General features: G+C 68.5%; 26 protein-coding genes and 1 pseudogene. 13 read left to right on the top strand and 14 right to left on the bottom strand.

The genetic code is table 11. From position 1 onward, the window contains the following. Positions 1-90 precede the first annotated feature (90 nt). Entirely contained in the window at positions 91-930 is an 840-nt protein-coding gene (locus C1737_RS09885; protein WP_067917237.1) for a serine protease, read from the top strand. Here C1737_RS09885 and sthA read toward each other — a convergent pair. Beyond that, entirely contained in the window at positions 927-2,342 is a 1,416-nt protein-coding gene (gene sthA, locus C1737_RS09880; protein ID WP_068095801.1) for a Si-specific NAD(P)(+) transhydrogenase, read from the bottom strand. The genes C1737_RS09885 and sthA overlap by 4 nt on opposite strands. 111 nt (positions 2,343-2,453) lie before the next feature. On the opposite strand from sthA, the gene C1737_RS09875 reads away from it, so the two are divergent. Further along, entirely contained in the window at positions 2,454-3,512 is a 1,059-nt protein-coding gene (locus C1737_RS09875; protein ID WP_067924028.1) for a DUF4192 domain-containing protein, read from the top strand. 16 nt (positions 3,513-3,528) lie between these two features. Here the strand turns inward: C1737_RS09875 and C1737_RS09870 are convergent, their stop codons facing one another. From C1737_RS09870 to C1737_RS09860, 3 genes are all read right to left on the bottom strand, one after another. After that, positions 3,529-4,218, bottom strand: coding sequence for a metal-dependent transcriptional regulator (locus tag C1737_RS09870; protein WP_067924025.1), 690 nt, complete (start codon positions 4,216-4,218; stop codon positions 3,529-3,531). Between the two features lie 182 nt (positions 4,219-4,400). After that, a complete protein-coding gene (gene sigB / locus C1737_RS09865) occupies positions 4,401-5,390 on the bottom strand; it encodes a sigma-70 family RNA polymerase sigma factor SigB (RefSeq protein ID WP_067924022.1) in 990 nt (329 codons plus the stop codon). A 108-nt stretch (positions 5,391-5,498) separates the two neighbouring features. Beyond that, positions 5,499-5,912, bottom strand: a complete 414-nt coding sequence (locus C1737_RS09860; RefSeq protein WP_369804416.1) for a DUF3099 domain-containing protein — start codon at positions 5,910-5,912, stop codon at positions 5,499-5,501. Positions 5,913-5,957: 45 nt separating this feature from the next. On the opposite strand from C1737_RS09860, the gene C1737_RS09855 reads away from it, so the two are divergent. Further along, positions 5,958-6,197, top strand: a complete 240-nt coding sequence (locus tag C1737_RS09855; protein WP_067924016.1) for a DUF3039 domain-containing protein — start codon at positions 5,958-5,960, stop codon at positions 6,195-6,197. Positions 6,198-6,219: 22 nt separating this feature from the next. On the opposite strand, the gene C1737_RS09850 is transcribed toward C1737_RS09855, so the two are convergent. Together C1737_RS09850 and C1737_RS09845 are read right to left on the bottom strand one after the other, a co-directional pair. Beyond that, the gene (locus C1737_RS09850; protein ID WP_068095812.1) at positions 6,220-7,191 is read right to left on the bottom strand and encodes a YihY/virulence factor BrkB family protein; all 972 of its coding nucleotides are present in this window, start codon (positions 7,189-7,191) and stop codon (positions 6,220-6,222) included. 64 nt (positions 7,192-7,255) lie between these two features. Next, the gene (locus tag C1737_RS09845; protein ID WP_082945686.1) at positions 7,256-7,441 is read right to left on the bottom strand and encodes a hypothetical protein; all 186 of its coding nucleotides are present in this window, start codon (positions 7,439-7,441) and stop codon (positions 7,256-7,258) included. 136 nt (positions 7,442-7,577) lie between these two features. Here C1737_RS09845 and C1737_RS09840 point away from each other — a divergent pair, with 136 nt between their 5' ends. Next, a complete protein-coding gene (locus C1737_RS09840) occupies positions 7,578-7,943 on the top strand; it encodes a DUF952 domain-containing protein (RefSeq protein ID WP_102417974.1) in 366 nt (121 codons plus the stop codon). Here C1737_RS09840 and C1737_RS09835 read toward each other — a convergent pair. The 3 genes and pseudogenes from C1737_RS09835 to ppgK form a co-directional block, all read right to left on the bottom strand. Further along, positions 7,892-8,305 carry a RidA family protein gene (locus C1737_RS09835; RefSeq protein ID WP_068095819.1) on the bottom strand — a complete coding sequence of 138 codons (414 nt, stop codon included), beginning with the start codon at positions 8,303-8,305 and terminating at the stop codon, positions 7,892-7,894. The two genes, C1737_RS09840 and C1737_RS09835, sit on opposite strands and share 52 nt — an antisense overlap. Positions 8,306-8,408: 103 nt before the next feature. Then, positions 8,409-9,767 (bottom strand): annotated as a pseudogene (locus C1737_RS09830) (RNA polymerase sigma factor); the annotation flags it as partial. 565 nt (positions 9,768-10,332) lie between these two features. Further along, positions 10,333-11,142: a polyphosphate--glucose phosphotransferase gene (ppgK, locus tag C1737_RS09820; protein ID WP_068095821.1), complete on the bottom strand. Its 810-nt coding sequence runs from the start codon at positions 11,140-11,142 to the stop codon at positions 10,333-10,335. Positions 11,143-11,245: 103 nt separating this feature from the next. Here ppgK and C1737_RS09815 point away from each other — a divergent pair, with 103 nt between their 5' ends. Beyond that, a complete protein-coding gene (locus tag C1737_RS09815; protein WP_067927371.1) occupies positions 11,246-12,124 on the top strand; it encodes an inositol monophosphatase family protein in 879 nt (292 codons plus the stop codon). 6 nt (positions 12,125-12,130) lie between these two features. Here C1737_RS09815 and cei read toward each other — a convergent pair whose 3' ends face one another. Further along, on the bottom strand, positions 12,131-12,781 hold the full coding sequence (cei, locus tag C1737_RS09810; protein WP_067927369.1) for an envelope integrity protein Cei: 651 nt from the start codon (positions 12,779-12,781) through the stop codon (positions 12,131-12,133). Positions 12,782-12,974: 193 nt separating this feature from the next. Here cei and C1737_RS09805 point away from each other — a divergent pair, with 193 nt between their 5' ends. After that, positions 12,975-13,277: a DUF4193 domain-containing protein gene (locus C1737_RS09805; RefSeq protein ID WP_067115263.1), complete on the top strand. Its 303-nt coding sequence runs from the start codon at positions 12,975-12,977 to the stop codon at positions 13,275-13,277. Between the two features lie 13 nt (positions 13,278-13,290). Here the strand turns inward: C1737_RS09805 and C1737_RS09800 are convergent, their stop codons facing one another. Further along, the gene (locus C1737_RS09800; RefSeq protein WP_067927366.1) at positions 13,291-13,776 is read right to left on the bottom strand and encodes a DUF3093 domain-containing protein; all 486 of its coding nucleotides are present in this window, start codon (positions 13,774-13,776) and stop codon (positions 13,291-13,293) included. Positions 13,777-13,801: 25 nt separating this feature from the next. Here C1737_RS09800 and dut point away from each other — a divergent pair, with 25 nt between their 5' ends. Together dut and C1737_RS09790 are read left to right on the top strand one after the other, a co-directional pair. After that, the gene (gene dut, locus C1737_RS09795; protein WP_067927364.1) at positions 13,802-14,266 is read left to right on the top strand and encodes a dUTP diphosphatase; all 465 of its coding nucleotides are present in this window, start codon (positions 13,802-13,804) and stop codon (positions 14,264-14,266) included. A gap of 39 nt (positions 14,267-14,305) precedes the next feature. Next, positions 14,306-15,058 carry a DUF3710 domain-containing protein gene (locus C1737_RS09790; RefSeq protein WP_102417972.1) on the top strand — a complete coding sequence of 251 codons (753 nt, stop codon included), beginning with the start codon at positions 14,306-14,308 and terminating at the stop codon, positions 15,056-15,058. A gap of 5 nt (positions 15,059-15,063) precedes the next feature. On the opposite strand, the gene C1737_RS09785 is transcribed toward C1737_RS09790, so the two are convergent. Beyond that, positions 15,064-15,765 carry a hypothetical protein gene (locus tag C1737_RS09785; protein ID WP_102417971.1) on the bottom strand — a complete coding sequence of 234 codons (702 nt, stop codon included), beginning with the start codon at positions 15,763-15,765 and terminating at the stop codon, positions 15,064-15,066. 137 nt (positions 15,766-15,902) lie between these two features. Between C1737_RS09785 and C1737_RS09780 the strand changes: the two genes are divergently transcribed. Together C1737_RS09780 and C1737_RS09775 are read left to right on the top strand one after the other, a co-directional pair. Then, on the top strand, positions 15,903-16,271 hold the full coding sequence (locus C1737_RS09780; protein ID WP_067927359.1) for an OB-fold nucleic acid binding domain-containing protein: 369 nt from the start codon (positions 15,903-15,905) through the stop codon (positions 16,269-16,271). Positions 16,272-16,357: 86 nt separating this feature from the next. After that, positions 16,358-16,981: a DUF3159 domain-containing protein gene (locus C1737_RS09775; RefSeq protein ID WP_102419874.1), complete on the top strand. Its 624-nt coding sequence runs from the start codon at positions 16,358-16,360 to the stop codon at positions 16,979-16,981. A gap of 68 nt (positions 16,982-17,049) precedes the next feature. On the opposite strand, the gene C1737_RS09770 is transcribed toward C1737_RS09775, so the two are convergent. Together C1737_RS09770 and C1737_RS09765 are read right to left on the bottom strand one after the other, a co-directional pair. Then, positions 17,050-17,727, bottom strand: coding sequence for a TrkA family potassium uptake protein (locus C1737_RS09770; protein ID WP_067927355.1), 678 nt, complete (start codon positions 17,725-17,727; stop codon positions 17,050-17,052). 12 nt (positions 17,728-17,739) lie between these two features. Continuing rightward, a complete protein-coding gene (locus C1737_RS09765; protein WP_156766176.1) occupies positions 17,740-18,405 on the bottom strand; it encodes a TrkA family potassium uptake protein in 666 nt (221 codons plus the stop codon). Between the two features lie 127 nt (positions 18,406-18,532). Between C1737_RS09765 and C1737_RS09760 the strand changes: the two genes are divergently transcribed. The 3 genes from C1737_RS09760 to C1737_RS09750 all read left to right on the top strand — a co-directional run bounded on the left by C1737_RS09760 (position 18,533) and on the right by C1737_RS09750 (position 23,379). Continuing rightward, on the top strand, positions 18,533-20,527 hold the full coding sequence (locus C1737_RS09760; RefSeq protein ID WP_067927352.1) for an APC family permease: 1,995 nt from the start codon (positions 18,533-18,535) through the stop codon (positions 20,525-20,527). Between the two features lie 29 nt (positions 20,528-20,556). Further along, a complete protein-coding gene (locus C1737_RS09755) occupies positions 20,557-21,750 on the top strand; it encodes a class I SAM-dependent RNA methyltransferase (protein ID WP_102417970.1) in 1,194 nt (397 codons plus the stop codon). Between the two features lie 165 nt (positions 21,751-21,915). Then, positions 21,916-23,379, top strand: coding sequence for a cation:proton antiporter (locus C1737_RS09750; RefSeq protein WP_102417969.1), 1,464 nt, complete (start codon positions 21,916-21,918; stop codon positions 23,377-23,379). The last annotated feature ends 51 nt before the right edge of the window (positions 23,380-23,430 follow it).

Genomic DNA, 23,430 nt, shown 5'->3' with positions numbered 1-23,430 from the left:
GAGAACATCGTGGGGGTGGCCGATGCCCCTTGCCGGGAAGCGGGGAGGGACGCGACGCGTTGGAGTCTGCTCGTCAGGCAGGCGTCAGGCATGATGAAAACGATGCGCGTACCGACCGTGATGCTGTGCCTGGTGGTCGCCGTGGCAACGTCACTGACGTCGTGCAAGCGGCCACCGGGCGATCGTGCGTCGGCACCGCCGGCAGCCCCTCCGCGGAGCAGTGCGCCGGCGCAACGGCTCGCTCAGCCCCAGCAAAAGGCGGTGGCCGGCCCGGTGGAGCCGGACAAACGCGTCGGCGCCATCTTCATCGACGGTGGCCCCCTGCACGTGTGCACGGGCTCGGTGGTGCATTCGGCCGGCGGCAACCTGATGATCACGGCGGCGCACTGCCTGGCCGGGGCGTCCAAGATCACCTTCGTGCCGGGTTTCACCGGCGACGCGCCCCCGGCCCCGACCGATGTGTGGAAGGCCGACGCCGTCTACCTCGACCCCCGCTGGACCGCCAGCAAGGATCCCAACGCCGACTACGCGATCGCGCGGATGAGCAATGACGCCGGGGGCTCGGTCGAATCACGCGCCGGCCTGGCGCTCACGCTGGGCACGACGCCGCCACCCGGTAGTCACATCACCGTGATGGGCTATCCGGCCGGCGTGGGCGGCAACCCCATCGGGTGCCAGGCCAGCACGTCGTTGACCGACGGCGGGTTTCCCTCGTTTCCGTGCGAGGGGCTGGTGGACGGCACCAGCGGTGCCCCCTGGGTGAGCGGTACGACGCTGACCGGGGTGATCGGTGGTTTTGAGCGCGGCGGATGTGCCGCGAACGTCTCGTATTCGGCACCGTTCGACGCGCAGACCGCGCAGCTGCTGGCCCGCGCCGACGCCGGCGGGCCCGGCGACCCGGTTCCGGGCGAACTCGACGACAGCTGTTAGTGGCGGAACTGGTTGAGCGCTCGCACCTTGTTCATCACGTCGAGCGCCGCCACCTTGTAGGCCTCGGAGAAGGTCGGGTAGTTGAACACGGCGTCCACCAAATATTCGACGGTGCCGCCGCAGCCCATGACGGCCTGTCCGATGTGCACCATCTCGGTGGCGCTGGTGCCGAAGATGTGGACGCCCAGCAGCTTGAGATCGTCGGTGGACACCAGCAGCTTGAGCATGCCGTAGGAGTCGCCGGCGATCTGGCCGCGGGCCAGTTCCCGGTACCGGGCCACCCCGACCTCGTAGGGGATCGCGTTCTTCGTCAGCTCGACCTCGGTGGCGCCGACGTAGGACACCTCCGGGATGGAGTAGATGCCGATCGGCTGCAGCTCGGTGATGCCCTCTGTGGGCTCCCCGAAGGCGTGGTAGGCGGCCAGCCGGCCCTGTTCCATCGAGGTGGCGGCGAGCGCGGGGAAGCCGATCACGTCGCCGACGGCGTAGATGTGCGGCACCTTGGTCTGGAAGAAGTCGTCGACGAAGATCCGGCCGCGGTTGTCAGCCTCCAGCTCGGCGTTGTGCAGGTCGAGGTGATCGGTCTGTCCCTGGCGCCCGGCGGAGTACATCACCGTCTCGGCGGGGATCTGCTTGCCGCTGGCCAGGGTGGTGACGGTGCCCGCCGAGCCGACGTCGACCGCGGTCACCTCCTCGCCGAACCGGAACGTCACCGCCAGGTCACGCAGGTGGAATTTCAGCGCCTCTACCACTTCGGGGTCACAGAAGCCCAACATGTCGCTCTGCTTTTCCACGACCGTGACCTTGGTGCCCAGCGCGGCGAACATCGAGGCGTACTCGATGCCGATCACCCCGGCGCCGACCACCACCATCGAGGTGGGCAGCGACTTGAGGTCGAGGATGCCGTCGGAGTCGAGCACCCGGTCCTCGTCGAATTCGACGCCCGACGGCCGCGCCGGCCGGGTGCCGGTGGCGATGACGATGTATTTGCCGCTGACGGTGAGCTTTTCGCGGCGGGAGGGGTCCTCGACCTCGATGGTGTGCGGGTCGACGAACCGGCCGTGTCCCAGCAACAGGTCGATGCGGTTGCGCATCAGCTGGTTGCGCACCACGTCGACTTCCTTGCCGATCACGTGTTGGGTGCGGGCCAGCAGATCGGCCGGGGTGATCTTCTCCTTGACGCGGTAGCTCGCCCCGTACAGTTCGCGCTGGCTCATCCCGGTGAGGTAAAGGACGGCCTCGCGCAACGTCTTTGACGGGATGGTGCCGGTCTGGACGCACACGCCACCGAGCATCTGGCCCCGTTCGACGACCGCGACCGACTTGCCGAGCTTGGCCGAGGCGATGGCGGCCTTCTGGCCGCCGGGCCCCGAACCGATGACCACCATGTCGTACTCTTGCGCCGAACTCATGGGTAAACAGTAGAGCAGCAGAACTCACAGTGCTGAGTTCATTCACAGGTGCGGGATTCCGCCGCTTCTCGCGAGCGCCGGCTGACGGCGGGGCCCGTCAGCGTGGTGCCCATGACGACGCATCGACCTGACTTCAAACTGAACCGGCCCGGCGCACTCATCGCCGCGCTGCCTGCCGTTCTCGGCTTCGTACCCGAAAGTTCATTGGTATTGGTGTCTTTGGACGGTGGTGACCTCGGAGCGGTGATGCGAGTCGACCTCTCCGAAGAACTCACCGCCCGGGTCGGACACCTCGCGGATGTCGCCGCCGCGGCCAGGCCCGACGCCGCGATCGCGGTGATCGTCGACGGGGAGGGGGCGCACTGCCCGTCCTGCAACGAGGACTACCGGCAGGTGTGCGACGCGCTCGCAAAGTCGTTGTCGCAGCACGGTATCGAGCTGTGGGCGGCGCATGTGGTCGACCGGGTCGCGCTCGGTGGGCGCTGGCATTGCGTGGACGGTTGCGGTTCGAGCGGCCCGGTGGACGATCCCTCGGCGTCGCCGCTGGCCGCCGCGGCGGTGCTCGACGGCAGGCGGCTCTACGCTCGCCGCGCTGACCTGCAGGCCGTCGTCGCGGTCGAGGACACGGCGCGCAGCGCCGAGCTGACCGGCGTGATCGACCGGCAGGCGGCCAGGCGCCGGGCGGCCCACCGCACGAACCCTGACCGCTGCGTGCGTGGCGACGTGCGGCACGCGATGACGGTGGCGTCGCGTGTGGCCGCCGGCCAAGCACCGTCCGATGCCCAGCTGGCCAAGCTGGCCTGCGCCCTGAGCGACGCGCAGGTGCGCGACATCCTCTACGCCCTGGCGGTCGGCGAGAACGCCGGCGAGGCGGAGTCGTTGTGGGCGTTGCTGGCGCGCACCCTGCCCGCGCCCTGGCGGGTCGAGGCGCTGGTGCTGCTCGCGTTCAGTGCCTACGCCCGCGGCGACGGGCCGCTGGCGGGGGTGTCGCTGGAGGCCGCGCTGCGCTGCGCGCCCGAGAATCGGATGGCGGGCATGCTGGACACGGCCTTGCAGTCGGGGCTACGGCCGGAGGACATTCGGGAACTGGCGCTCACCGGCTACCGGCTGGCCAAACAGCTCGGCGTGCGGATACCGCCGCGCCGAGTGTTCGGCCGCAGGGCATGCTAGCCCGACGGCGGGGCGGTCAGACCTTCTCGACCTTGACGGCGTGCGCCATCTCGTGCGGCAGGGTGACGTTCTCGTGGCCGGGGATGACGATGGTGACCCCGGCGGGCCCAGTCTCGACGGTCACCCGGGCATTGGGGACGACCCCGGCGTCCTTCAGGCGGGTGATCAGGTCGATGTCGCCTTGCACGTGTTCGGTCAGCTGGCGGACGACGACGGCCACCGGGGAGCCGGGCGGCAACTCGGTCAGCCGGACGAGGATGGCTTCCTCCGCGCCCGATTCGGGGCCCACGCCCAGGTCCAGAAGCCCCGGGATCGGGTTGCCGAAGGGGGAGGTGGTCGGGTGGTTGAGCACCTTCACCAGCCGCCGCTCCACGTCCTCGCTCATCACGTGCTCCCACCGGCATGCCTCGGCGTGCACTTCCTCCCAGGGCACCCCGATGACGTCGACGAGCAGCCGCTCGGCAAGGCGGTGCTTGCGCATCACCGCGATGGCCAACGCCCGGCCCTTGTCGGTGAGCTCCAGGTGGCGGTCGCCGGCGACGTGGAGCAGCCCGTCGCGCTCCATCCGGGACACGGTTTGGCTGACAGTCGGCCCGCTCTGCTCGAGGCGTTCGGCGATGCGCGCGCGCAGCGGCGTCACGCCCTCTTCTTCGAGGTCGTAGATGGTCCGCAGGTACATCTCGGTGGTGTCAACCAGGTCGTTCATTCAGCACCCTCCATCGACGCCGAGTCTACTTGGCCAGCTGCGCGAACGGGTGTAACGCTTCCCCGACAAGCAGTATGCCCGCCGCGTCCGCGGCGGGCATACCGTCTTGTTACTAGTTCGGGCGGCGATCGCAAGCGCGGCGTTAGCCGGGCGCCGCGGGTCGCCGGGATCTACCTGGAGTCTTAGCTTGCGTACGACCGTAGCCGGTCGGCGCGCTCGCCGTGGCGGAGTTTGGACATTACGTCCCGCTCGATTTGCCGGACCCGCTCACGCGAGAGGCCGAAGAGCTTGCCGATCTGGTCCAGCGTGCGCGGCTGGCCGTCGTCCAGGCCGAAGCGCAGCCGGATCACCTGGTGCTCACGCTCGTCGAGAGTGGCGAGCACGCTGCGGATGTCGGTGTGCAGCAGCTCGGCGATCACCGCGTTCTCGGCGGACATCGCCTCGGCGTCCTCGATGAAGTCACCCAGCGGGGCTTCTTCCTCGGAGCCGACGGGCATGTCCAGGCTTACCGGGTCGCGGCTGTGCTCGAGCAGGTCGTTGATCTTCTCGACCGGGATCCCGGATTCGGCCGCTAGCTCCTCGTCGGTGGCCTCGCGGCCCAGGTTCTGGTGCATCTCCCGCTTGATCCGTGCCAGCTTGTTCACCTGCTCGACCAGGTGCACCGGCAGCCGGATAGTCCGGCTCTGGTCGGCCATGCCGCGGGTGATGGCCTGGCGGATCCACCACGTGGCATAGGTGGAGAACTTGAAACCCTTTGTGTAATCGAACTTTTCCATCGCACGGATCAGGCCCAGGTTGCCCTCCTGGATCAGGTCCAGCAGCGGCATCCCGCGACCGGTGTAGCGCTTGGCCAGCGACACCACCAGACGCAGGTTGGCTTCCAGCAGGTGACGGCGCGCGGCCTCACCGTCGCGCACCACGGCCTCGAGGTCGCGTCGGCGGTTCTCGCCGAGGCGCTTACGAGTTTCGAGCAGATGCTCGGCGTAGAGCCCGGCCTCGATGCGCTTGGCCAGTTCAACTTCGCCCGCTGCATTCAGCAGCGCCGTCTTACCGATGCCATTGAGATATACGCGCACGAGGTCCGCGGCGGGGCTTTGAGCATCCAGATCGCCATCAAATCTGCTCGTGCTGGCGTTCGCCATAGCGACCTCCCGTTCGGCTTGTACTGTCATTGAGTTCAACGACAGATCAGCCCTGAGAGTTCCCAGCCCTATCCCATCTCACACGTCTTGACGTGCACAAATGTCCCGTCGACCTGAGAATGTCCTAAGAAGTGCGGACTATTCCCAGCCGTGCGGTCCCGGGGGCCAGCTTGAGTGCGGATGCGGGCGCGCCTCGAGCGCAGGCCGCTCGGCGCTGGGGAACAGCGGGGTGCGTCGGCGGGCGTCGTCGAACCGCCGAGGTTCGTCGGGGCGCCGTGGCGGGCGGTCGTTGGCGATCAGGACCGCCATCCATGGCAATGGGATCGACACGGCGACGATCGCCAGTGAGATCAGACCGTTGTGCCAGGCGCCGTATGCCAGCGCGGCCAGGATCAGGGCCGGGATCCGAAAGCCCATCAGGGTCAGGTATTTCCGGACCCGCGCGCGGTGCTGCTCTTCATACGAGGGTGCTGCGGCGGTGATGAGCACCGGTCGGCCCTCATCGTCGAACCCCAGATCGGATTCGCGCTTCATTTCTCCACTCTCCCACACCCGGCCGATTCCGGCAGGAGCGAGTTACGGGGCACAATGTGAGGCATGCAGACCCAGACGATCGAACGCACCGAGACCGACGAACGCGTCGACGACGGGACCGGCAGCGATACGCCGAAGTACTTCCACTACGTGAAGAAGGACAAGATCGCCGAGAGCGCGGTTATGGGCAACCATGTGGTGGCGCTGTGCGGCGAGGTGTTTCCCGTCACCAAGGCGGCCAAGCCGGGATCGCCGGTCTGCCCGGACTGCAAGCGGATCTACGACCGGATGAAGAAGGGCTAGGTCGCACCGGTTGGGCCGGCCGTCACAGCGTCGCGTTGTCGGCGGGTGCCGGCGCCGGCGGGGAACCCGTCGGACGCTTCGACACGGTCAGGCGGGCTTCGAGCCACTTGCGCAGGCGGTGCGCGTGCGTCTTGGGCGCCGGGAATTCCTCTTGGATCGCCGCGTTGAGTTCGGCGCCCAGCATCACCGCGAAGCCACCGAAGAACGCGAACAACAGGAACGCGATCGGTGTGGCCAGCGCGCCGTAGGTGTAGCCGGTGCTGGTGATCCACCGCAGGTAGATCCGCAGGCCCAGGGTGGCGATCAGGAAGACCGCCGTGGCAAGCACCGCGCCGTAGATCAGCCGGTGCGTCGGCAGCGGTTCGGGCAGCGACACCCGGTACAAGATGACGACCCCGATCAGCAGCCCGAGGATCAGCGCCGGGTAGTAGCCGTACTGCAGTACGTTGGCCAAGTCGTACGGGATGTGCTCGCTCACCTTGCGCGGACCGATCACCAGCACGGGCGCGGCAACCACCACGAACACCAGCATCACCATGTAGATGAACAGTGCGAAGAGCCGCTGGCGTACGGGATGGCGCAGGGGAGTCTGGTCGTGAGCCTCCACCACGGCGTCGACGTAGGCCGAGATCGCCGATGATCCCGCCCACATCGAGATGAGGAAGCCGACCGACACCACCTCGCCGCGGGCGTTGGCGGTGACGTCGCGGATGGTCGGCTCGATGATCTCGTTGACGACGCTGGGCGAGAAGAAGCTGCGGATCGCGGAGATGACGCTCTTCTCGATCGACGTCAATGTGTCCGGGCCGAACAGCGGCGCCACGTAGGCCAGGCTGCCCAGCATCCCGAGCAGCAGCGGCGGGAGCGACAGCGCCGACCAGAAACCCGCCTGGGCCGACTCGGAGAAGATGGAATCATCCCAGCTTTTCGAGACGGTCCTCAGGGTGAGTCGCCAGATGTGATGGCGGGACGGTTTTGCGACTTGATCGCTCATACCCGTCCAGCATTACCGAAGACTGCCCCCGTCGCCCACATTGGTGACGGGTGAGTTGGCGGAACTAGCTTCCGCTGACCTCCAGGACGGCAGACAGCTCGGTCAGCTTGGCCTCGTGCTCGTTGGCGTGATGCTGGCAGAAGAGAAGCTCGGCTCCAGAAGGCAGCTTGGCGCGGACTCGAGCCGCGGCACCGCAGCGATCGCAGCGGTCCGCACGGGTTAGCTCGGGACTGGTCAGAGTTGCATTCATGGCTTCTCCGTTCTTGCTTTTATTCACTCTCTCAGACGTATGGGGTTTTCGCGTTGTTCCCCGATCGTTATCGGGTGTGTCGTTTCTCACGGGCTGTAAACGTTTCGTTTCGTAGTGCTCTCTACAGTGATCATTCGTGACTTTCGCTCCTGACCTGCTGGTACACCTGTGCGGGCGCGACGAGTGGTCCCGTGCCCGCACGTGCGGTGAGATTCGCCCCGACGCGTCCGGCGGCGGGCGGTTCATCCATCTGTCGACGCCCGAGCAGGTTCATCTGCCGGCCAACCGGCTCTTTCGCGGTCGCGGTGATTTGGTTCTGCTGCACATCGATCCGGCCAGATTGGACTCCGAGGTGCGGTCGGAACCAGGCTTTTCAACGGATCCCGAGTCGATGCTGTTCCCGCATCTCTACGGCCCCCTGCCCACGCACGCTGTGATTCGGGTCACCGATTACCGCCCGGCACCGGACGGCATGTTCCCGCCGGCGAGGGGTTCCACGTAGGCGTCGGCCTCGATCTCCACCAGCAATCCTGGTGCGATCAGTGCGGACACCTCCACCATGGTCGCCGCGGGACGGATGTCTCCGAAGATCTGCGCATGGACCGCGGCGACCTCGCGCCAGCGGGAGATGTCGGTGACGTAGATGCGGGTGCGCACCACATCGGTGAGCGCCGCACCCGCCTGATGGAGCGCAACCTCGATGCGCTGCAGGGCATCTCGAGTCTGCGACGCGATATCTCCGGCCGCTCCGGCGCCGGTCGTTCCGGCCACCCACACGTGTGGGCCGACCCGGACCGCGCGCGAATAGCCGACGGCCGTTTCGAACTCGGAGTCCGACGAGACCACTGTGCGGTTGGCTGACATGGGAGTCACGGTACGACGGCGCCGCCGCCGGCGCGACGGATTTTCCGTGGAGATTGAATGTGCTTGCGCACCAACGGCTTTGGGTAACAGCCGCTGTGGCCCCTTAGTCGAGATAGTCGCGCAACACCTGGGAACGGCTGGGGTGGCGCAGCTTTGACATCGTCTTGGATTCGATCTGACGGATGCGCTCGCGGGTGACGCCGTAGACCTGGCCGATCTCGTCGAGGGTGCGTGGCTGGCCGTCGGTGAGGCCGAAGCGCAGCCGTACTACGCCGGCTTCGCGCTCGGAAAGGGTCTCCAGCACCGACTGCAGCTGGTCCTGCAGCAGGGTGAACGACACCGCGTCGACGGCCACCACGGCCTCGCTGTCCTCGATGAAGTCACCGAGCTGGCTGTCGCCCTCGTCGCCGATGGTCTGGTCCAGCGAGATCGGCTCGCGGGCGTATTGCTGGATCTCCAGCACCTTTTCGGGCGTGATGTCCATTTCCTTGGCCAGCTCTTCAGGCGTGGGCTCGCGGCCCAGGTCCTGCAGCAGCTCGCGCTGGATGCGGCCCAGCTTGTTGATCACCTCGACCATGTGCACCGGGATGCGGATGGTACGGGCCTGGTCGGCCATGGCGCGGGTAATGGCCTGGCGGATCCACCACGTCGCGTAGGTGGAGAACTTGTAGCCCTTGGTGTAGTCGAACTTCTCGACCGCGCGGATCAGGCCCAGGTTGCCTTCCTGGATGAGGTCCAGGAACGCCATCCCGCGGCCGGTGTACCGCTTGGCCAGCGACACCACGAGGCGCAGGTTGGCTTCCAGCAGATGGTTTTTCGCGCGGTCGCCGTCGCGGCAGATCCACATCATGTCGCGGCGCTGGGCGGCGGGCAGCTTGTCGCCGCGCTCGGCCATCTCGGCCATCAGCTGCGTGGCGTACAGGCCGGCCTCGATCCGCTTCGCCAGCTCGACCTCTTCCTCGGCGTTGAGCAGCGCCACCTTGCCGATCTGCTTGAGGTAGGCCCGAACCGAGTCTGCCGACGCGGTGAGTTCGGCGTCCTTGCGTGCCTGACGCAGCGCCTCGGACTCGTCTTCGTCCCAGACGAAATCGCCGGACGCCTTGTCCTTCTCGGAGGGCTCGGCGATCTCCTCGTCCTCGTCGGTGGCGGCCGGGCCGGCCGGGGCGACCGGGGCGGTTCCCTCTTCCTCGCTGTCGTCCGAGTCGGCCGGCTCGACCTCGGCGTCCTCGCCGTCGGCGGCAACGTCGTCTTCCAGGTCGTCCAGGCTCAGGTCGGCGTCGATCTCGAGATCCTCGCCCGGCTCCGCGTCGAGCTCCACGTCGTCCAGGTCTTCGGCGACCCCCAGTTCCGCGTCGGCATCCGCCGGGGCGGCCTTGGCGGCTTTGGTCCCACGGCCCGACGGGGCCTTGGCGGCGCGAGTCTTCTTCTCGGCGCCGGCGTCGCCCTCGGATGATTTGGCGGCTGTCTCTTATACACATCTCCGAGCCCACGAGACGGACTCCTCTCTTATACACATATCCGAGCCCACGAGACGGACTCCTTTTTCTTGAATTCCATGATCTTTTCTTTGATCATCGAGATCAGCTTCACTGCGGCGCTCTCGTAAACTTCTGTATCCTTCGTTTGCGTCTCCCACTCCGCTCATGTGAACATTCTGGTCACTACTGGCCAGCCCCCGCAACCCTTGCTCTCGTTGCGTGGCGGTGGGGGCCGGCGCCTTGGCGGCGCGTTTGGCGGGGGCGGTGCCGTTGGCGGCCTTGGCCGCCGGGCGCTTGGCGGGGGAGGACGGAGACTTGGTGGCGGTCCGTTTCACCGGCGCGTCGGTTGCCGGGCTGGCCTTGGTCGGTGCCACTTACACCCCTTCGTTTGGGCTCACCTTCGGTGGGTAATGGGCATGGTGAACCGAAAGTGTCTGCTATGTCGATGTCGGCGTTGGATCAGCGTTCGTGTTTGCACGCTATCGTTCGGGCGGTCGCCGATGACCATTGTAACGACAGCGAGCGGTCGAACGGCTCTGCCGGGGAAAATCAGTGGGTCACGTCGGAGGTGGAGGCCATCGCCGCGCCGACTATCCCGGCCGTGTTGAGCAGGGCCGCAGCCACCACCGGGGTCCGGTTCTCGAGCAGCGGTAGCCACTTGTCGGCCTTGCGGCTGATGCCGCCGCCGGCGATGAACAGGTCCGGCCACACCGCGTTCTCGATGGCCACCAGCACCCGGGTGACCTGCGCGGCCCACTTCTCGTAGCTCCAGTTGTTCTTCTCTTTGACCGACGACGCCGCCCGCAGCTCGGCTTCTTTGCCGCCGACTTCCAGGTGCCCGAACTCGGTGTTGGGTATCAGCGTGCCGTTGTGGATGACCGCGGAGCCGATCCCGGTGCCGAACGTCAGCAAGACGACCAGGCCGGACTGGTTTCTGCCCGCCCCGTAGTGCTCCTCGGCCAGCCCCGCGGCGTCGGCGTCGTTGAGCACCGTGACGTCCTGCCCGTCCAGCTCGGCGCTGATGATGTCACGCGCGTTGGTGCCGATCCACGACTTGTCGACGTTGGCGGCCGTCTGGACGACGCCGTGGGTGACCACCCCGGGATAGGTCACGCCGAGCGGGCCGGTCCAGCCGAACGCGTTGACCACCTCGGCGATGGTCTTTGCGACCGCCTCCGGCGTCGCCGGCTGCGGGGTCAACAGCTTGACCCGTTCGCCGATCAACTGTCCGGTGTCCATGTCGACGATGCCGCCCTTGATGCCGCTGCCGCCGACGTCGATGCCGAATCCCCGACGCTGTGGTGTGCCGACGGCGGCGCCGGTGCCGGGCGTTTCCGTGGTCGACTCGGTGCTGGTCATCGAAGCTCCTGGGCGTGACTTGGGCTGTGCGCCCACCTTAGCCCGGCGCCGGTGCGGCTACGGGGTATCTGCGGGGCCGTGGCGGCTGTGATGCGATAGACCGGTGACCCGAGTTGATGACGAGCCCGCCCGGCTGCGCACGGTCGCCGAGACGTTGGCCACGGAAGCCGCCGCGTTCGTCCGGCGCCGCCGGGCCGAGGTCTTCGGCGGAGCCGCGGCGGGTTCGAAGCTTTCGGGCGACGGCGCGGTGTGGTCGAAGAGCACCCCCACCGATCCGGTGACCGTCGTCGACACGGAGACCGAGCGCCTGCTGCGGGACCGGCTGGCCGAATTGCGGCCCGGTGACCCGATTCTGGGTGAGGAGGGCGGGGGGCCGGCCGACCCGGCGGGCACGGCCGCGGACGCGGTCACCTGGGTGCTCGACCCCATCGACGGCACGGTGAACTTCGTCTACGGCATTCCCGCCTACGCGGTGTCGATCGGTGTCCAAGTGGACGGCGTGTCGGTGGCGGGCGCGGTCGCCGACGTCGTGGGCGAGCGGGTGTACTCGGCGGCGACCGGACTGGGCGCGCACGTCATCGACCAGGAGGGGGTACGGCCGCTGCGGTGCGCCACGGTGGACGACCTGTCGATGGCGTTGCTGGGCACCGGTTTCGGGTACGCACGGCAGCGCCGGGCGGCGCAGGCCGACTTGTTGGCGCGGCTGCTGCCGATGGTGCGCGACGTTCGTCGCATCGGCTCGGCGGCCCTGGATCTGTGCATGGTCGCGGCGGGCCGGCTCGACGCGTTCTACGAGCACGGCCTGCAGCCATGGGATTGCGCCGCGGGCGCGCTGATCGCGGCCGAGGCGGGGGCCCGGGTTTGCCTGCCGCCGCCCGGCACCGACGGCGCCGGCCTGGTGCTGGCCGCCGCGCCGGGGATCGCCGACGAGCTGCTGGCCGCCCTGGACGAAATCGACGGCCTCGACCCGATTCTCGACTGAGCTGCGTCAGCAGCTGCTCGAGTGGATCTTGGTGAGCAGCGAGGGGTCGGACGGCTCGGCGGCGCCGGGGCGCAGGGTGGCCAGCACGGCATCGATGTCGTCGTTGTGGGCGAGCGCGGTGAAGTCCGTCCCCAACGCCAGGTCGACGGAGTCGTCGGCGCGGTTGTCGTTGAACAGCTCCATGCACGGCGCCACCAGCCAAACCGCCGCCGCGGTGGCCTGCCCGGCCGTGCCGAACCGGATCTGACCCTGGCAGGTGAGCCGGGTGCCGGCGTAGAGGGGATCGTTGGCGGCGGTCGGCTGCGCAAACCCGAGGTCCTTCATCGCGCCGGCCACGTCGCCGGCCTGGCCGCCGCGGCCGCTGGCGTTGAGCACGCGGACCTTGGTGTCGCTGAGCTTGGCGGGCGTGACGTCCATCATCGCGCTTCGGGACACCTGCTCACCGAGCTGAGCCGGCGCCGATCCGGTCGCCTTTGGCGGCGGATTGCAGACCGCGACCTCGTGCACCTTCGCCGGCCGGGTCAACGCGATCGTCCACACCACGGCAGTCACCACGACGAGGAAGACCACCACGACGATGGCGGGCCGGGGATTGCGGCGCCGGAACGGCCGACCGTGCTTGTCGAAGGCGGTACCCTCGGTGATTTGTGCGACCACAGGTGCACTCTAATCGCACCCTAAACGCACTGTTCAAAGGCGAACGCAAGGCCCACAATGGTGGTGTGACGTAAATCACACATTAACGGGCCGTCATACGGGCACGAATCATTTGGTGGATGCGTTCGACGCTGGTACAAAGCGATGCCTGACATTACGAGGCATGAAGAGGCAATAGGGCAGGGGAATAGGTATGCCTACCGACTACGACGCTCCACGGCGCACCGAGACCGACGATGTTTCGGAGGACTCGCTCGAGGAGCTCAAAGCACGACGCAACGAGGCGGCTTCGGCCGTCGTCGACGTCGACGAATCCGAGACCGCTGAGTCTTTCGAGTTGCCTGGCGCCGACCTGTCCGGGGAAGAACTGTCGGTCCGCGTCATCCCGAAGCAGGCTGACGAGTTCACCTGCTCCAGCTGTTTCCTGGTGCAACACCGCAGCCGGCTGGCCAGCGAGAAGAACGGCGTGATGATCTGTACCGACTGCGCGGCCTGACCGTTTACGCCGGTCAGCTTCGCAATGCCGACAGCACCCGCTCCGGATGGCGGCAGCTCACCAGCCAGTACGGCGTGGGGTCGTCAGGATCGTCCAGCACCACCAGGATCATCGGCCCGACCCAGGCCCGGTGCAGCACATAAGCCGCCGGGTCGAGCTGGCGACCCAGGGCCGCGGACTTGGCCGACGGGGCCACCACGGCGGAGCGGGCGATCGCGGTGACCGGGAGGTGCGCCTCGCCGGCCCACAGTTCCACCCCACCCGGGACGTTCGGGTCAGCGGTCACGCGGATCTCGATGCGGCCCAGCCACAGCAGCGTGCCGGCGGCCACCGCGAAAAGGGTGGCGTACGGCAGCCAGGACGGCCCGGGGGCGACACCCATGTTGACTTCGAAAGCGATGAGCCCCGCCAGCCCGAAGCCCAGCGGCCACCACCACCACGGCACCCACAGTCGTTCGCGATATCGCACACTGTGCGGCGCGACGCGCGTATCGGACACGCAGTCAAGGGTAATCTGTGGCCCCGTGTCGACCAGTCTGGCCATCGTTCGCCTCGATCCCGAGCTGCCACTGCCCACGCGCGCCCACCAGGGCGACGCGGGCGTCGATCTCTACAGCGCGGAAGACCTCAAGCTGGAGCCGGGACGGCGCGCGCTGGTGCGCACGGGCGTGGCCGTCGCGATTCCGTTCGGGATGGTCGGCCTGGTGCACCCGCGTTCGGGATTGGCGTCGCGCGTTGGGCTTTCGATCGTCAACAGTCCGGGCACCATCGACGCCGGGTATCGCGGCGAGATCAAGGTCGCCCTGATCAATCTGGACCCGGCCGAGCCCATCGTGGTGCATCGCGGCGACCGCATCGCCCAGCTGCTGGTGCAGCGGGTCGAGCTGGTCGAGCTGGTCGAGGTGTCGTCGTTCGACGAGGCGGGCCTGGCCGAAACCTCCCGTGGCGATGGTGGCCACGGTTCCTCCGGCGGACATGCGAGTCTGTGATGCGCGCCGGCGACGATGCAGTGGGGAGGAGCGCCGCTGATGGCTGCGTTCGGTAATCGTTCACGCGACGACGACAGCGAAGAGACCCCGGTGGGCGGCGACATCACGCCGCCCGGCGACGAGGCCTCCGACGAAATCGAAGAACTCGAGGGCCCATTCGACATCGACGATTTCGACGACCCGTCGGTCGCCGAGCTCGCGCGCCTGGACCTGGGGTCGGTCCTCATTCCCATGCCGGAGGCGGGCCAGCTGCAGGTCGAACTGACCGAGACGGGCGTTCCCAGCGCCGTGTGGGTGGTCACGCCCAACGGCCGCTTCACCATCGCCGCCTACGCGGCGCCGAAGACGGGTGGCCTCTGGCGCGAAGTCGCCGGCGAGCTCGCCGAGTCGCTGCGCAAGGACTCGGCCAAAGTCAGCATCAAGGACGGCCCCTGGGGCCGCGAGGTCGTCGGCTCCGCCTCCGGCGCGGTGCGCTTCATCGGGGTCGACGGATACCGCTGGATGATCCGCTGCGTCATCAACGGCCCGCACGAGACGATGGAAGCCCTCGAGCAGGAGGCGCGAGCCGCGTTGGCCGACACCGTGGTTCGCCGCGGCGACACACCGCTTCCCGTCCGCACGCCGTTGAGCGTGCAGCTGCCGGAGCCGATGGCGCAGCAATTGCGGGAAGCCGCGGCCGCCCAGCAGGCCCAGGCGCAACAAGCCGCGGCGCAGGAAGGGGCCAACGAGCCGGCGGCGCGCCGCAGCGCCGAGGGCTCGGCGATGCAGCAGCTGCGCACCACCGGCGGCTGACCCGCTCAGCCCGCCTCGGCGAGCGCGTCCAGGCACGCCGCGCCCAGCGCGGCGGGGTCGGAGCCGATCTGCTCCAGCGTCACCGTCCGCAGGGCTGCGCGCGGCGCGGCGTCGACCCACTCGGAAGCCACCCCAAGCGGATGGATGGGGTCGTCGACGGCGGCCGCCACGGCCAGCGGGGCCGCCAGCCCGGCCAGTTCCGCGCGGCTGGGCGCCACGTAGGCGGCGGCCTCGTCCATGGCGTCGGGCAGCTGGGGCCACTGTGCGCGCCAGGACCGGGCCAGCTCGTCGGCGAGCCAGGGCGGGCTGGAAGCCCGCATCTGGCCGGTGGTTGTCCCCAGTCCCTCGGCGCGCAGCTGCGACGCGGTATGGCGTGCCGCGAGGGCGGCGGGCGCCGCGTCCGGCGCCCCGGCCCAGGCCGGCAGCGCGGCCAGCACGGCAACCGCCTTGTGAGCGTGGGCCAGTGCCCAGGCGACCGCCACCGCCGCGCCGATCGACACCCCGCCGACGGCGATCGGGCCCGTTCGCGCGGCGGCGTCCAACGCGGACACGTAGCCCTCGATCAACCGGTCCGGGTGGGGCGGCGGCGCAACCAGCACGGCGCCGACCTCGCGCAACGGACCGGAAAATGCCCGGCGAATGTAGTCGTCGTCGGAGCCCGTACCGGGCAACAACACGACGGTGACACCCCGCAGATCGACAGCCACCCCCAGATAGTGCCCCGGCGTTGAGTCGCGCTCCAACACGACGTTTGACTCGGTTGGCGTGGGGGAACCAAGAGGTCTACGGTGTCCGTTGGCATGAATGGAAGCGCCAAGGCTTATCAGCATTGTCAGGAGGGGCCATGGGGGCCCAAGGATATCTGCGCCGGCTCAGCCGCCGATTGACGGAGGCTCCGGAGCAACGCGACTCCGAAGAGTTGTCCGACGAGGTAGCCCTTACCGGCGCGCAACGGGCGATCGATTGTGAGCGTGGCCAAGAGGTCACGATGATCGGCACGCTGCGCAGCGTGGAATGTAACGGCAAGGGTTGTGCGGGCGGTGTGCGCGCCGAGCTTTTCGACGGCAGTGACACGGTCACGCTGGTGTGGTTGGGGCAGCGCCGCATTCCCGGCATCGACTCCGGCCGCAAGCTGCGGGTGCGGGGCCGGCTGGGCACGCTGGAGAACGGCACCAAGGCCATCTACAACCCGCACTACGAAATTCAGCGGTGACGAGACCCGACGACTCGGGTCCGGGACCCGACGAGTCGGGCTCGCCCGACCGCGCGGCCGCCGGCCGCATCACGGCCGAACGCCTGATGCGACAGGCGGGCGGGGTCAGCGGCGTCATCTATTCGTCGCTGCCCGTTGTGATCTTCGTCATTGTGTCGAGCGTGTCGGGGCTGTTCGTGGCGATCGCCTCCGCACTCGCCGTGGCCGCACTGGTCCTGCTGTGGCGGCTGATACGCCGGGAATCCCCGCAGCCGGCGTTCTCCGGGTTCTTCGGCGTCGCCATCTGCGCGCTCGTCGCCTACATCGTGGGGGAGTCCAAGGGTTACTTCCTGGTGGGCATCTGGATGTCGTTGCTGTGGGCGGTGGTCGTCGCGGCGTCGGTCGTCATCCGGCGGCCGCTGGTGGGGTTCGTGTGGACCTGGGCCACCGGGCGCGGTCACGGTTGGCGCGACGTCCCGCGGGCCGTCTACGCGTTCGACATCGCCTCGGTCTGCTGGGTGCTGGTCTTCGCCGCCCGGTTCGTCGTCCAGGGGCTGCTCTACAACGCCGACCGGACCGGTTGGCTGGCCTTCGCGCGCATCGCGATGGGGTGGCCACTCACCGTGGCGGCCGCGCTGGCGACGTACCTGGCGATCAAGTCGGCGCAGCGCGCCATGTCGGCGGTCGGTGACACCGGCGTCCGGGTCGACGCCGATCCCGTCCGCGACTAGCGGTGATCGCAAGCGCGGCGAAGCCGGGCGCTGCGGGTCACCGCCCTCAACGGTGATCGCAAGCGGCCCTAGTCGTCCAGCGCGGGGCCGTCCGGCAACAGCAGCTTGCGCAGGTCCTCTTCGACCTCGGCGACCGCGACGAACAGCAGCTCGTCGCCGCCCTCCAACGGCTCGTCGGCCTCGGGCACGATCACCCGTGGACCGCGCAGGATGGTGACCAGCGCGGCGTCGCGGGGCAGCTGCAGTCGACGCACCGGCTTGCCGCCCCAGGGCGTGTCGTCGGGCAGGGTGATCTCGACGAGGTTGGCCTGGCCCCGGCGAAACTCCATGAGCCGCACCAGATCACCGACCGCGACGGCCTCTTCGATGAGCGAGGCGAGCATCCGTGGGGTCGACACCGCCACGTCCACACCCCAGGCGTCGGTGAACAACCATTCGTTGCGCGGGTCGTTGACCCGCGCAACCACCCGGGGCACCGCGAATTCGGTCTTGGCCAGCAGGCTCAGCACGACGTTGGCCTTGTCGTCGCCGGTTGCGGCCACCACCACGTCGAACTCGTGCAGGTGCACCGATTCCAGCAGGCTCAGCTCGCAGGCATCGCCGAGGCGCCAGTGCGCCGCCGGGATGGCGTCGACGTCGACGTGATCGGGGTTGCGCTCGATCAGCGTGACGTCATGGCCGTTGCCGATGAGTTCGCGACTGACGGAGCGGCCGACCGCGCCGGCCCCGGCGACAGCTACCTTCATTTTCGCCGCTCCTTAAGACTCTTCACTGGGTGGCAGCGCCGCGATGGCCACGGCCTCGGCGGCGCGGCCGGAGATCGCGGCGACGTAGACCTGGTCGCCGGCCTGAATGACCGTCTTGGGCTCCGGCAGGACGCCGGCACCGAACCGGATCAGGAACGCGACGCGGGCACCGGTGGCCTGCTCGAGATCGGTGATCCGGTGCCCGATCCACTCCTCGTGCAGGACAACCTCCGCGACGGCCACCGTGCCGGTCGGGTCTCGCCATTTGGCGGTCTCGGTGTCCCGCAGCAGGGCGTTGAGGAGGCGGTCGGTGGTCCAGGGCACGGTGGCGATCGTCGGGATGCCGAGCCGTTCGTAGACCTCGGCGCGCTTGGCGTCGTAAATCCGGGCGACCACGCGCTTGACCCCGAAGGTCTCGCGGGCCAGCCGCGCCGAGATGATGTTGGAGTTGTCCCCGGATGACACGGCGGCGAACGCGTCGGCCTCCTCGATGCCGGCCCGCAGCAGCACGTCCCGGTCGAACCCCTGCCCCAACACCCGCTCCCCGGCGTACTCGGGACTGAGCCGGTTGAAGGCGGTGCTGTCGCGGTCGATGACCGCGACGTCGTGGCCGATCCGCGATAGCCCGTCGGCCACCGAGGAACCGACGCGGCCGCAGCCCATCACCACTACTCGCACTTTCGATCCTCTCGGCTGCGTCCTGCGCCCCAATCGGCAACCCACGTCGGCCAGCCGATTTCGGGTCGGCAAACATTCTCGCCTACGAAGCTACCGCCAAACCCATGTGGGCTTACTCTTGGCTCTCGTGTCCAAACTTTCAACCGCAACGCGTCGGTTGCTCATCGGTCGGCCGCAACGCAGCGACCGGCTGAGTCACACCCTGCTGCCCAAGCGGATCGCCTTGCCGGTGTTCGCCTCCGACGCCTTGTCGTCGGTGGCGTACGCGCCCGAGGAAGTCTTCCTGATGCTCTCGGTGGCCGGTGTCAGCGCGTACGCGCTGACACCCTGGATCGGTCTGGCCGTGGCGGCGGTGATGCTGGTCGTCGTGGCCAGCTATCGGCAGAACGTGCACGCCTACCCCTCGGGTGGGGGCGACTACGAGGTGGTCACGACCAACCTGGGCGACACCGCCGGCCTGGTCGTCGCCAGCGCCCTGATGGTGGATTACGTTCTCACCGTGGCCGTTTCGACGGCGTCGGCGATGGCGAACATCGGCTCGGCGATCCCGATCGTGGCCGAGAACAAGGTCTGGTTCTGCGTGGCCTCGATCCTGCTGGTGATGGCGTTGAACCTGCGCGGAATCCGCGAGTCGGGCGTGGCGTTCGCCATTCCGACCTACGCGTTCATTGTCGGCGTGTTCATCATGATCGGCTGGGGCCTGTTCCGGATCTTCGTGCTGGGCAACCCGCTGCGGGCGGAGTCGGCCGGCTTTCAGATGCACGCCGAGCACGGTCAGGTCGTCGGCTTCGCGCTGGCATTCCTGGTGGCGCGCTCGTTCTCCTCGGGCTGCGCCGCGCTGACCGGTGTGGAGGCGATCAGCAACGGGGTTCCGGCATTCGAGAAGCCCAAGTCGCGCAACGCGGCGACGACGCTGCTGATGCTGGGCGGGATCGCGGTGGCCCTGCTGATGGGCATCATCGTGCTGGCCCAGCAGATCCGGGTTCAGCTGGTCGAGGACCCGGCCCGGCAACTGACCGGCGCCCCGCCCGGTTACTACCAGAAGACCCTCGTCACACAGCTGGCCGAAACCGTGTTCGGCAGCTTTCACGTCGGCTTCCTGCTGATCGCCACTGTCACAGCGCTCATCCTGGTGCTGGCGGCCAACACCGCGTTCAACGGGTTCCCGGTGCTCGGCTCGGTGCTGGCGCAGCACAGCTACCTGCCGCGCCAGCTGCACACCCGGGGCGACCGGTTGGCGTTCTCCAACGGAATCCTGTTCCTGTCCGGGGCGGCGCTGCTGGCGATCATCGCCTTCCGTGCCGAGGTCACCGCCCTGATCCAGCTGTACATCGTCGGCGTGTTCATTTCGTTCACGTTGAGCCAGATCGGCATGGTGCGGCACTGGACCCGATTGCTGCGCACCGAGACCGATCCGCGCGTAAGGCGCAAGATGATGCGTTCCCGGGTCGTCAATACGGTCGGATTGCTTTCCACCGGCGCGGTTTTGTTGGTCGTCCTGGTGACCAAGTTCGTCGCCGGCGCGTGGATCGCGCTGTTCGCCATGGGTTTGCTCTTCGGGATGATGAAGATGATCCACCGGCACTACCGCACGGTCAGCCGGGAGCTGGAGGAGCAGGCCGCCGCCCAGCACGACGTGGTGTTGCCCAGCCGCAATCACGCCCTGGTGCTGGTGTCCAAGCTGCATCTGCCGACGCTGCGCGCGCTGGCGTACGCCCGCGCGACCCGCCCGGATGCGCTCGAGGCTCTCACCGTCAGCGTCGACGAGGGGGAGACCCGCGAGCTGGTGCACCAGTGGGAAGAGAGCGACATCAGCGTGCCGCTCAAGGTCATCGCCTCGCCATACCGCGAAATCACCCGCCCCATACTCGAATACGTCAAGCGGGTCAGCAAGGAGTCGCCGCGCACCGTGGTCACCGTGTTCATTCCCGAGTACGTGGTGGGCCATTGGTGGGAGCAGGCGCTGCACAACCAAAGCGCGCTGCGGCTCAAGGGCCGGCTGTTGTTCATGCCCAACGTGATGGTGACTTCCGTTCCGTGGCAACTGAACTCGTCGGAGCGACTCCAGACGCTGCAGCCGCACGCCGCCCCCGGTGACGCCCGTCGGGGAATCTTCGATTGACCCGCGAGATACCGGGCGCACCCCACGCGGTGCTGCCCCCGCGCGACGAGCTGACGTTGGTGACCGGCGCCCCGGCCAACGGCGGCAGCTGTGTGGCGCACCACGAGGGACGCGTGGTGTTCGTCCGCTACGCGCTGCCGGGTGAGCGGGTGCGGGTCCGGGTCACCGCCGACCGCGGATCCTATTGGCACGCCGAGGTTCTGGAGGTGCTGGAGCCGTCGCCCGACCGCATCGAATCGCTGTGCCCCATCGCCGGCGTGGACGGCGCCGGGTGTTGTGACCTCGCGTTCGCCGCCCCGGACGCGGCCCGTGCGCTCAAGGCACAGGTCGTGGCCAACCAGCTGGAGCGCCTGGGCGGCCACCACTGGAATGGTGACGCCGAGCCTTTGTCGGACTCGGGGCCGACGGGCTGGCGCACCCGCGTCCGGCTCGATGTGGGCGCGGACGGGCGCCCCGGCTTCCACCGCTACCACAGCGACGAACTGGTCACCGACCTGCGCTGCGCGCAGTTGCCGGCCGGCATGCTCGACGGGCTCGCCGACTCGAAGTGGCCGCCGACCGCCCAACTGCACGTCGTCGTCGACGATGACGGTGCGCGCCACGTGGTGCGCACCCTGCGGCAGGGCCGGAAGACGGCGACCAAGGTGGTGGAGGGTCGCTACGAGGCGGTACAGCGGGTGGGCGGGCGCAGCTGGCAGATCCCGGTGACCGCCTTCTGGCAGGCGCACCGCGGCGCGGCCGCGGTGTACAGCCGGCTGGTCGCCGACTGGGCCCAGCCCGCTCCCGGCATGACCGCCTGGGACCTCTACGGCGGAGCCGGTGTCTTCGCCGCCGCGCTCGGCGCCGCGGTCGGGGAGACCGGGCGGGTGCTGTCCGTCGACACCTCGCGCGCGGCCACGCGGGCCGCCCGCGTCGCGCTGGACGACATGCCACAGGTGCAGGTCGTCACCGACTCGGTGCGGCGGATGCTCGGCACGCAACGAGCGGGCGCCGACGTAGCGGTGCTGGATCCGCCGCGGGCGGGCGCCGGGCGCGAGATCATCGACCAACTGGCCGGCGCCGCCGTGCCGCGGGTGGTGCACATCGGTTGCGAGGCAGCCTCTTTTGCGCGCGACATCGGCCTCTACCTCCGCCACGGCTATGCCGTCGAGAAGATCAAGGTGTTCGACGCCTTCCCGCTCACCCATCACACCGAATGCGTCGCCCTGTTGACCCGCGGGTAGCGCCGGCGGCGACGTAACGGCGCGTGAAGTGCTCCCTGAGCGGCTAGACTCCGTCGCGGTGTGCCGGGAAGTCTGGTCGGCGATGTCCTCGATGTCCCTGTCGACCGACCGAAAGGCTCGAGTGCCCACCACCACAGGGCCTTCCCGTCCCCGGGTGCCGCGATCGTGAACGACGGTCTGCGGTTCGCGCTCATCGTCTTGTTCTCCAGTGCGGTCGGTCTGATCGCGGTGCTGGCGAACCGTCTGACCGAGCGGTTCAAGGTCCCGGTGCCCCTGCTGGTGCTCGTCGGTACGGCGGCGGTGGTGCACTCCGTGCCCGCGGTGCAGCCACCGTCCGAGCGGATCGTGGAACAGGTCATCACCGTCGCGCTGGTGCTGGTGTTGTTCGACGGCGGAATGCACATCGGGCCTTCCCGTTTCCGCGCGGCGGTCGCCCCGATCCTGTCGGTCGGCGTGCTGGGTACCGCCCTCACCGCCGCCGGCGCCACGCTGATGCTGCACTACGTCTGCGGAATCGATTGGTTTCCCGCGGTGCTGGTCGCGACGGCGGTGGCTCCGACCGATCCTGCCGTGGTGTTCTCCGTCCTGGGCAAACGCGAAATCAGGGGCCGCAGCAGCACCATCCTCGAGGGTGAGTCCGGCGCCAACGATCCGGTCGGCATCTCGTTGATGTCCAGCCTGATCGCCGCCGGCGGCCTCAGCGCCGCCGGGTTCGCCGGCGTGGGCGCGCAATTCGTTCTGCAGATGGCGATCGGCCTGGCCGTCGGGGTCGTCGGCGGCCGCGCCCTGCTCGTCTTCATGCGCCGCGTGGCGCTGCCCAGCGAAGGCCTCTACCCGCTACGAACGCTGGCATCGAGCCTGATGCTGTACGGCATCGCCACGCTTGCCCACGGATCGGGATTTCTGGCGGTGTTCGTCGCCGGCATCGTGATCGGCGACGCGCGCGCGCCCTACAAGCCGGAGATCAAGCGGTTCCACGCCGCCCTGGCCGGGCTGGCCGAAATCGTCGCGTTCGTCGTGCTGGGCCTGACCGTCGACCTCGGCGTCCTTGCGCACCCCGACGTGTGGATCCCCGGGCTCGCCCTCGGGGTGGCCCTGACGGCGCTGATTCGTCCGCTGGCGGTGGGCTCGTGTCTGGTCGGCGTGCGACTCCAGCGAAACGAACGCGCCTTCATACTGTTCGCCGGCCTCAAAGGGGCGGTTCCGATTCTGCTCGGCGAGTTGCTGCGCGCCGCGCACATCCCCCACGCCGAACGCCTCTACGGCATCGTGGTCGTCGTCGTGATCTTCTCGGTCCTGGTGCAAGGCAGCTCGGTGCCCGGGGTCGCGAAACTGCTGCACCTGCCCATGCGCATGGTGGAGACCCAGCCCTGGCAGATCGGTGTCCGGCTCGCGGACGAACCGGAGGGGGTCCGTCGCTTCAGCGTCGCACGGGGATCGGCCGCCGAGGGATGCACGGTGGAGGGTCTCAGCGACCGGGTCGGTGACATCTGGGTGAGCATCGTCGTCCGCACCACCGGCCTGGTGCCCGTGCGGGGTGATACCGAACTTCAGGCCGGCGACGAGGTCGTCGTCCTGGCGGATCCCGAGCTGCACGACACCCTGGTCGAGCTTTTCGGCCCCCCGTAGGCCGGCTACCTCCGGCTCCCTGCTGTTCCGGCGGCCGCTGCGTAGACTATC

The sequence above is a fragment of the Mycobacterium sp. 4858 genome (genome assembly GCF_900240975.1).
Lineage (GTDB): Bacteria > Actinomycetota > Actinomycetes > Mycobacteriales > Mycobacteriaceae > Mycobacterium.
The sequence above is the reverse complement of the archived record's forward strand: the minus strand, read 5'-3'. Positions and strand labels throughout refer to the sequence as shown.

Excerpts from the sequence above, each read along its gene's own strand:
- C1737_RS09885 (WP_067917237.1), top strand. The coding sequence starts at position 91 with ATGATGAAAACGATGCGCGTACCGACCGTGATGCTGTGCCTGGTGGTC.
- sthA (WP_068095801.1), bottom strand. The coding sequence starts at position 2,342 with ATGAGTTCGGCGCAAGAGTACGACATGGTGGTCATCGGTTCGGGGCCC.
- C1737_RS09875 (WP_067924028.1), top strand. The coding sequence starts at position 2,454 with ATGACGACGCATCGACCTGACTTCAAACTGAACCGGCCCGGCGCACTC.
- C1737_RS09870 (WP_067924025.1), bottom strand. The coding sequence starts at position 4,218 with ATGAACGACCTGGTTGACACCACCGAGATGTACCTGCGGACCATCTAC.
- sigB (WP_067924022.1), bottom strand. The coding sequence starts at position 5,390 with ATGACAGTACAAGCCGAACGGGAGGTCGCTATGGCGAACGCCAGCACG.
- C1737_RS09855 (WP_067924016.1), top strand. The coding sequence starts at position 5,958 with ATGCAGACCCAGACGATCGAACGCACCGAGACCGACGAACGCGTCGAC.
- C1737_RS09850 (WP_068095812.1), bottom strand. The coding sequence starts at position 7,191 with ATGAGCGATCAAGTCGCAAAACCGTCCCGCCATCACATCTGGCGACTC.
- C1737_RS09845 (WP_082945686.1), bottom strand. The coding sequence starts at position 7,441 with ATGAATGCAACTCTGACCAGTCCCGAGCTAACCCGTGCGGACCGCTGC.
- C1737_RS09835 (WP_068095819.1), bottom strand. The coding sequence starts at position 8,305 with ATGTCAGCCAACCGCACAGTGGTCTCGTCGGACTCCGAGTTCGAAACG.
- ppgK (WP_068095821.1), bottom strand. The coding sequence starts at position 11,142 with ATGACCAGCACCGAGTCGACCACGGAAACGCCCGGCACCGGCGCCGCC.
- C1737_RS09805 (WP_067115263.1), top strand. The coding sequence starts at position 12,975 with ATGCCTACCGACTACGACGCTCCACGGCGCACCGAGACCGACGATGTT.
- C1737_RS09790 (WP_102417972.1), top strand. The coding sequence starts at position 14,306 with ATGGCTGCGTTCGGTAATCGTTCACGCGACGACGACAGCGAAGAGACC.
- C1737_RS09780 (WP_067927359.1), top strand. The coding sequence starts at position 15,903 with ATGGGGGCCCAAGGATATCTGCGCCGGCTCAGCCGCCGATTGACGGAG.
- C1737_RS09775 (WP_102419874.1), top strand. The coding sequence starts at position 16,358 with ATGCGACAGGCGGGCGGGGTCAGCGGCGTCATCTATTCGTCGCTGCCC.
- C1737_RS09770 (WP_067927355.1), bottom strand. The coding sequence starts at position 17,727 with ATGAAGGTAGCTGTCGCCGGGGCCGGCGCGGTCGGCCGCTCCGTCAGT.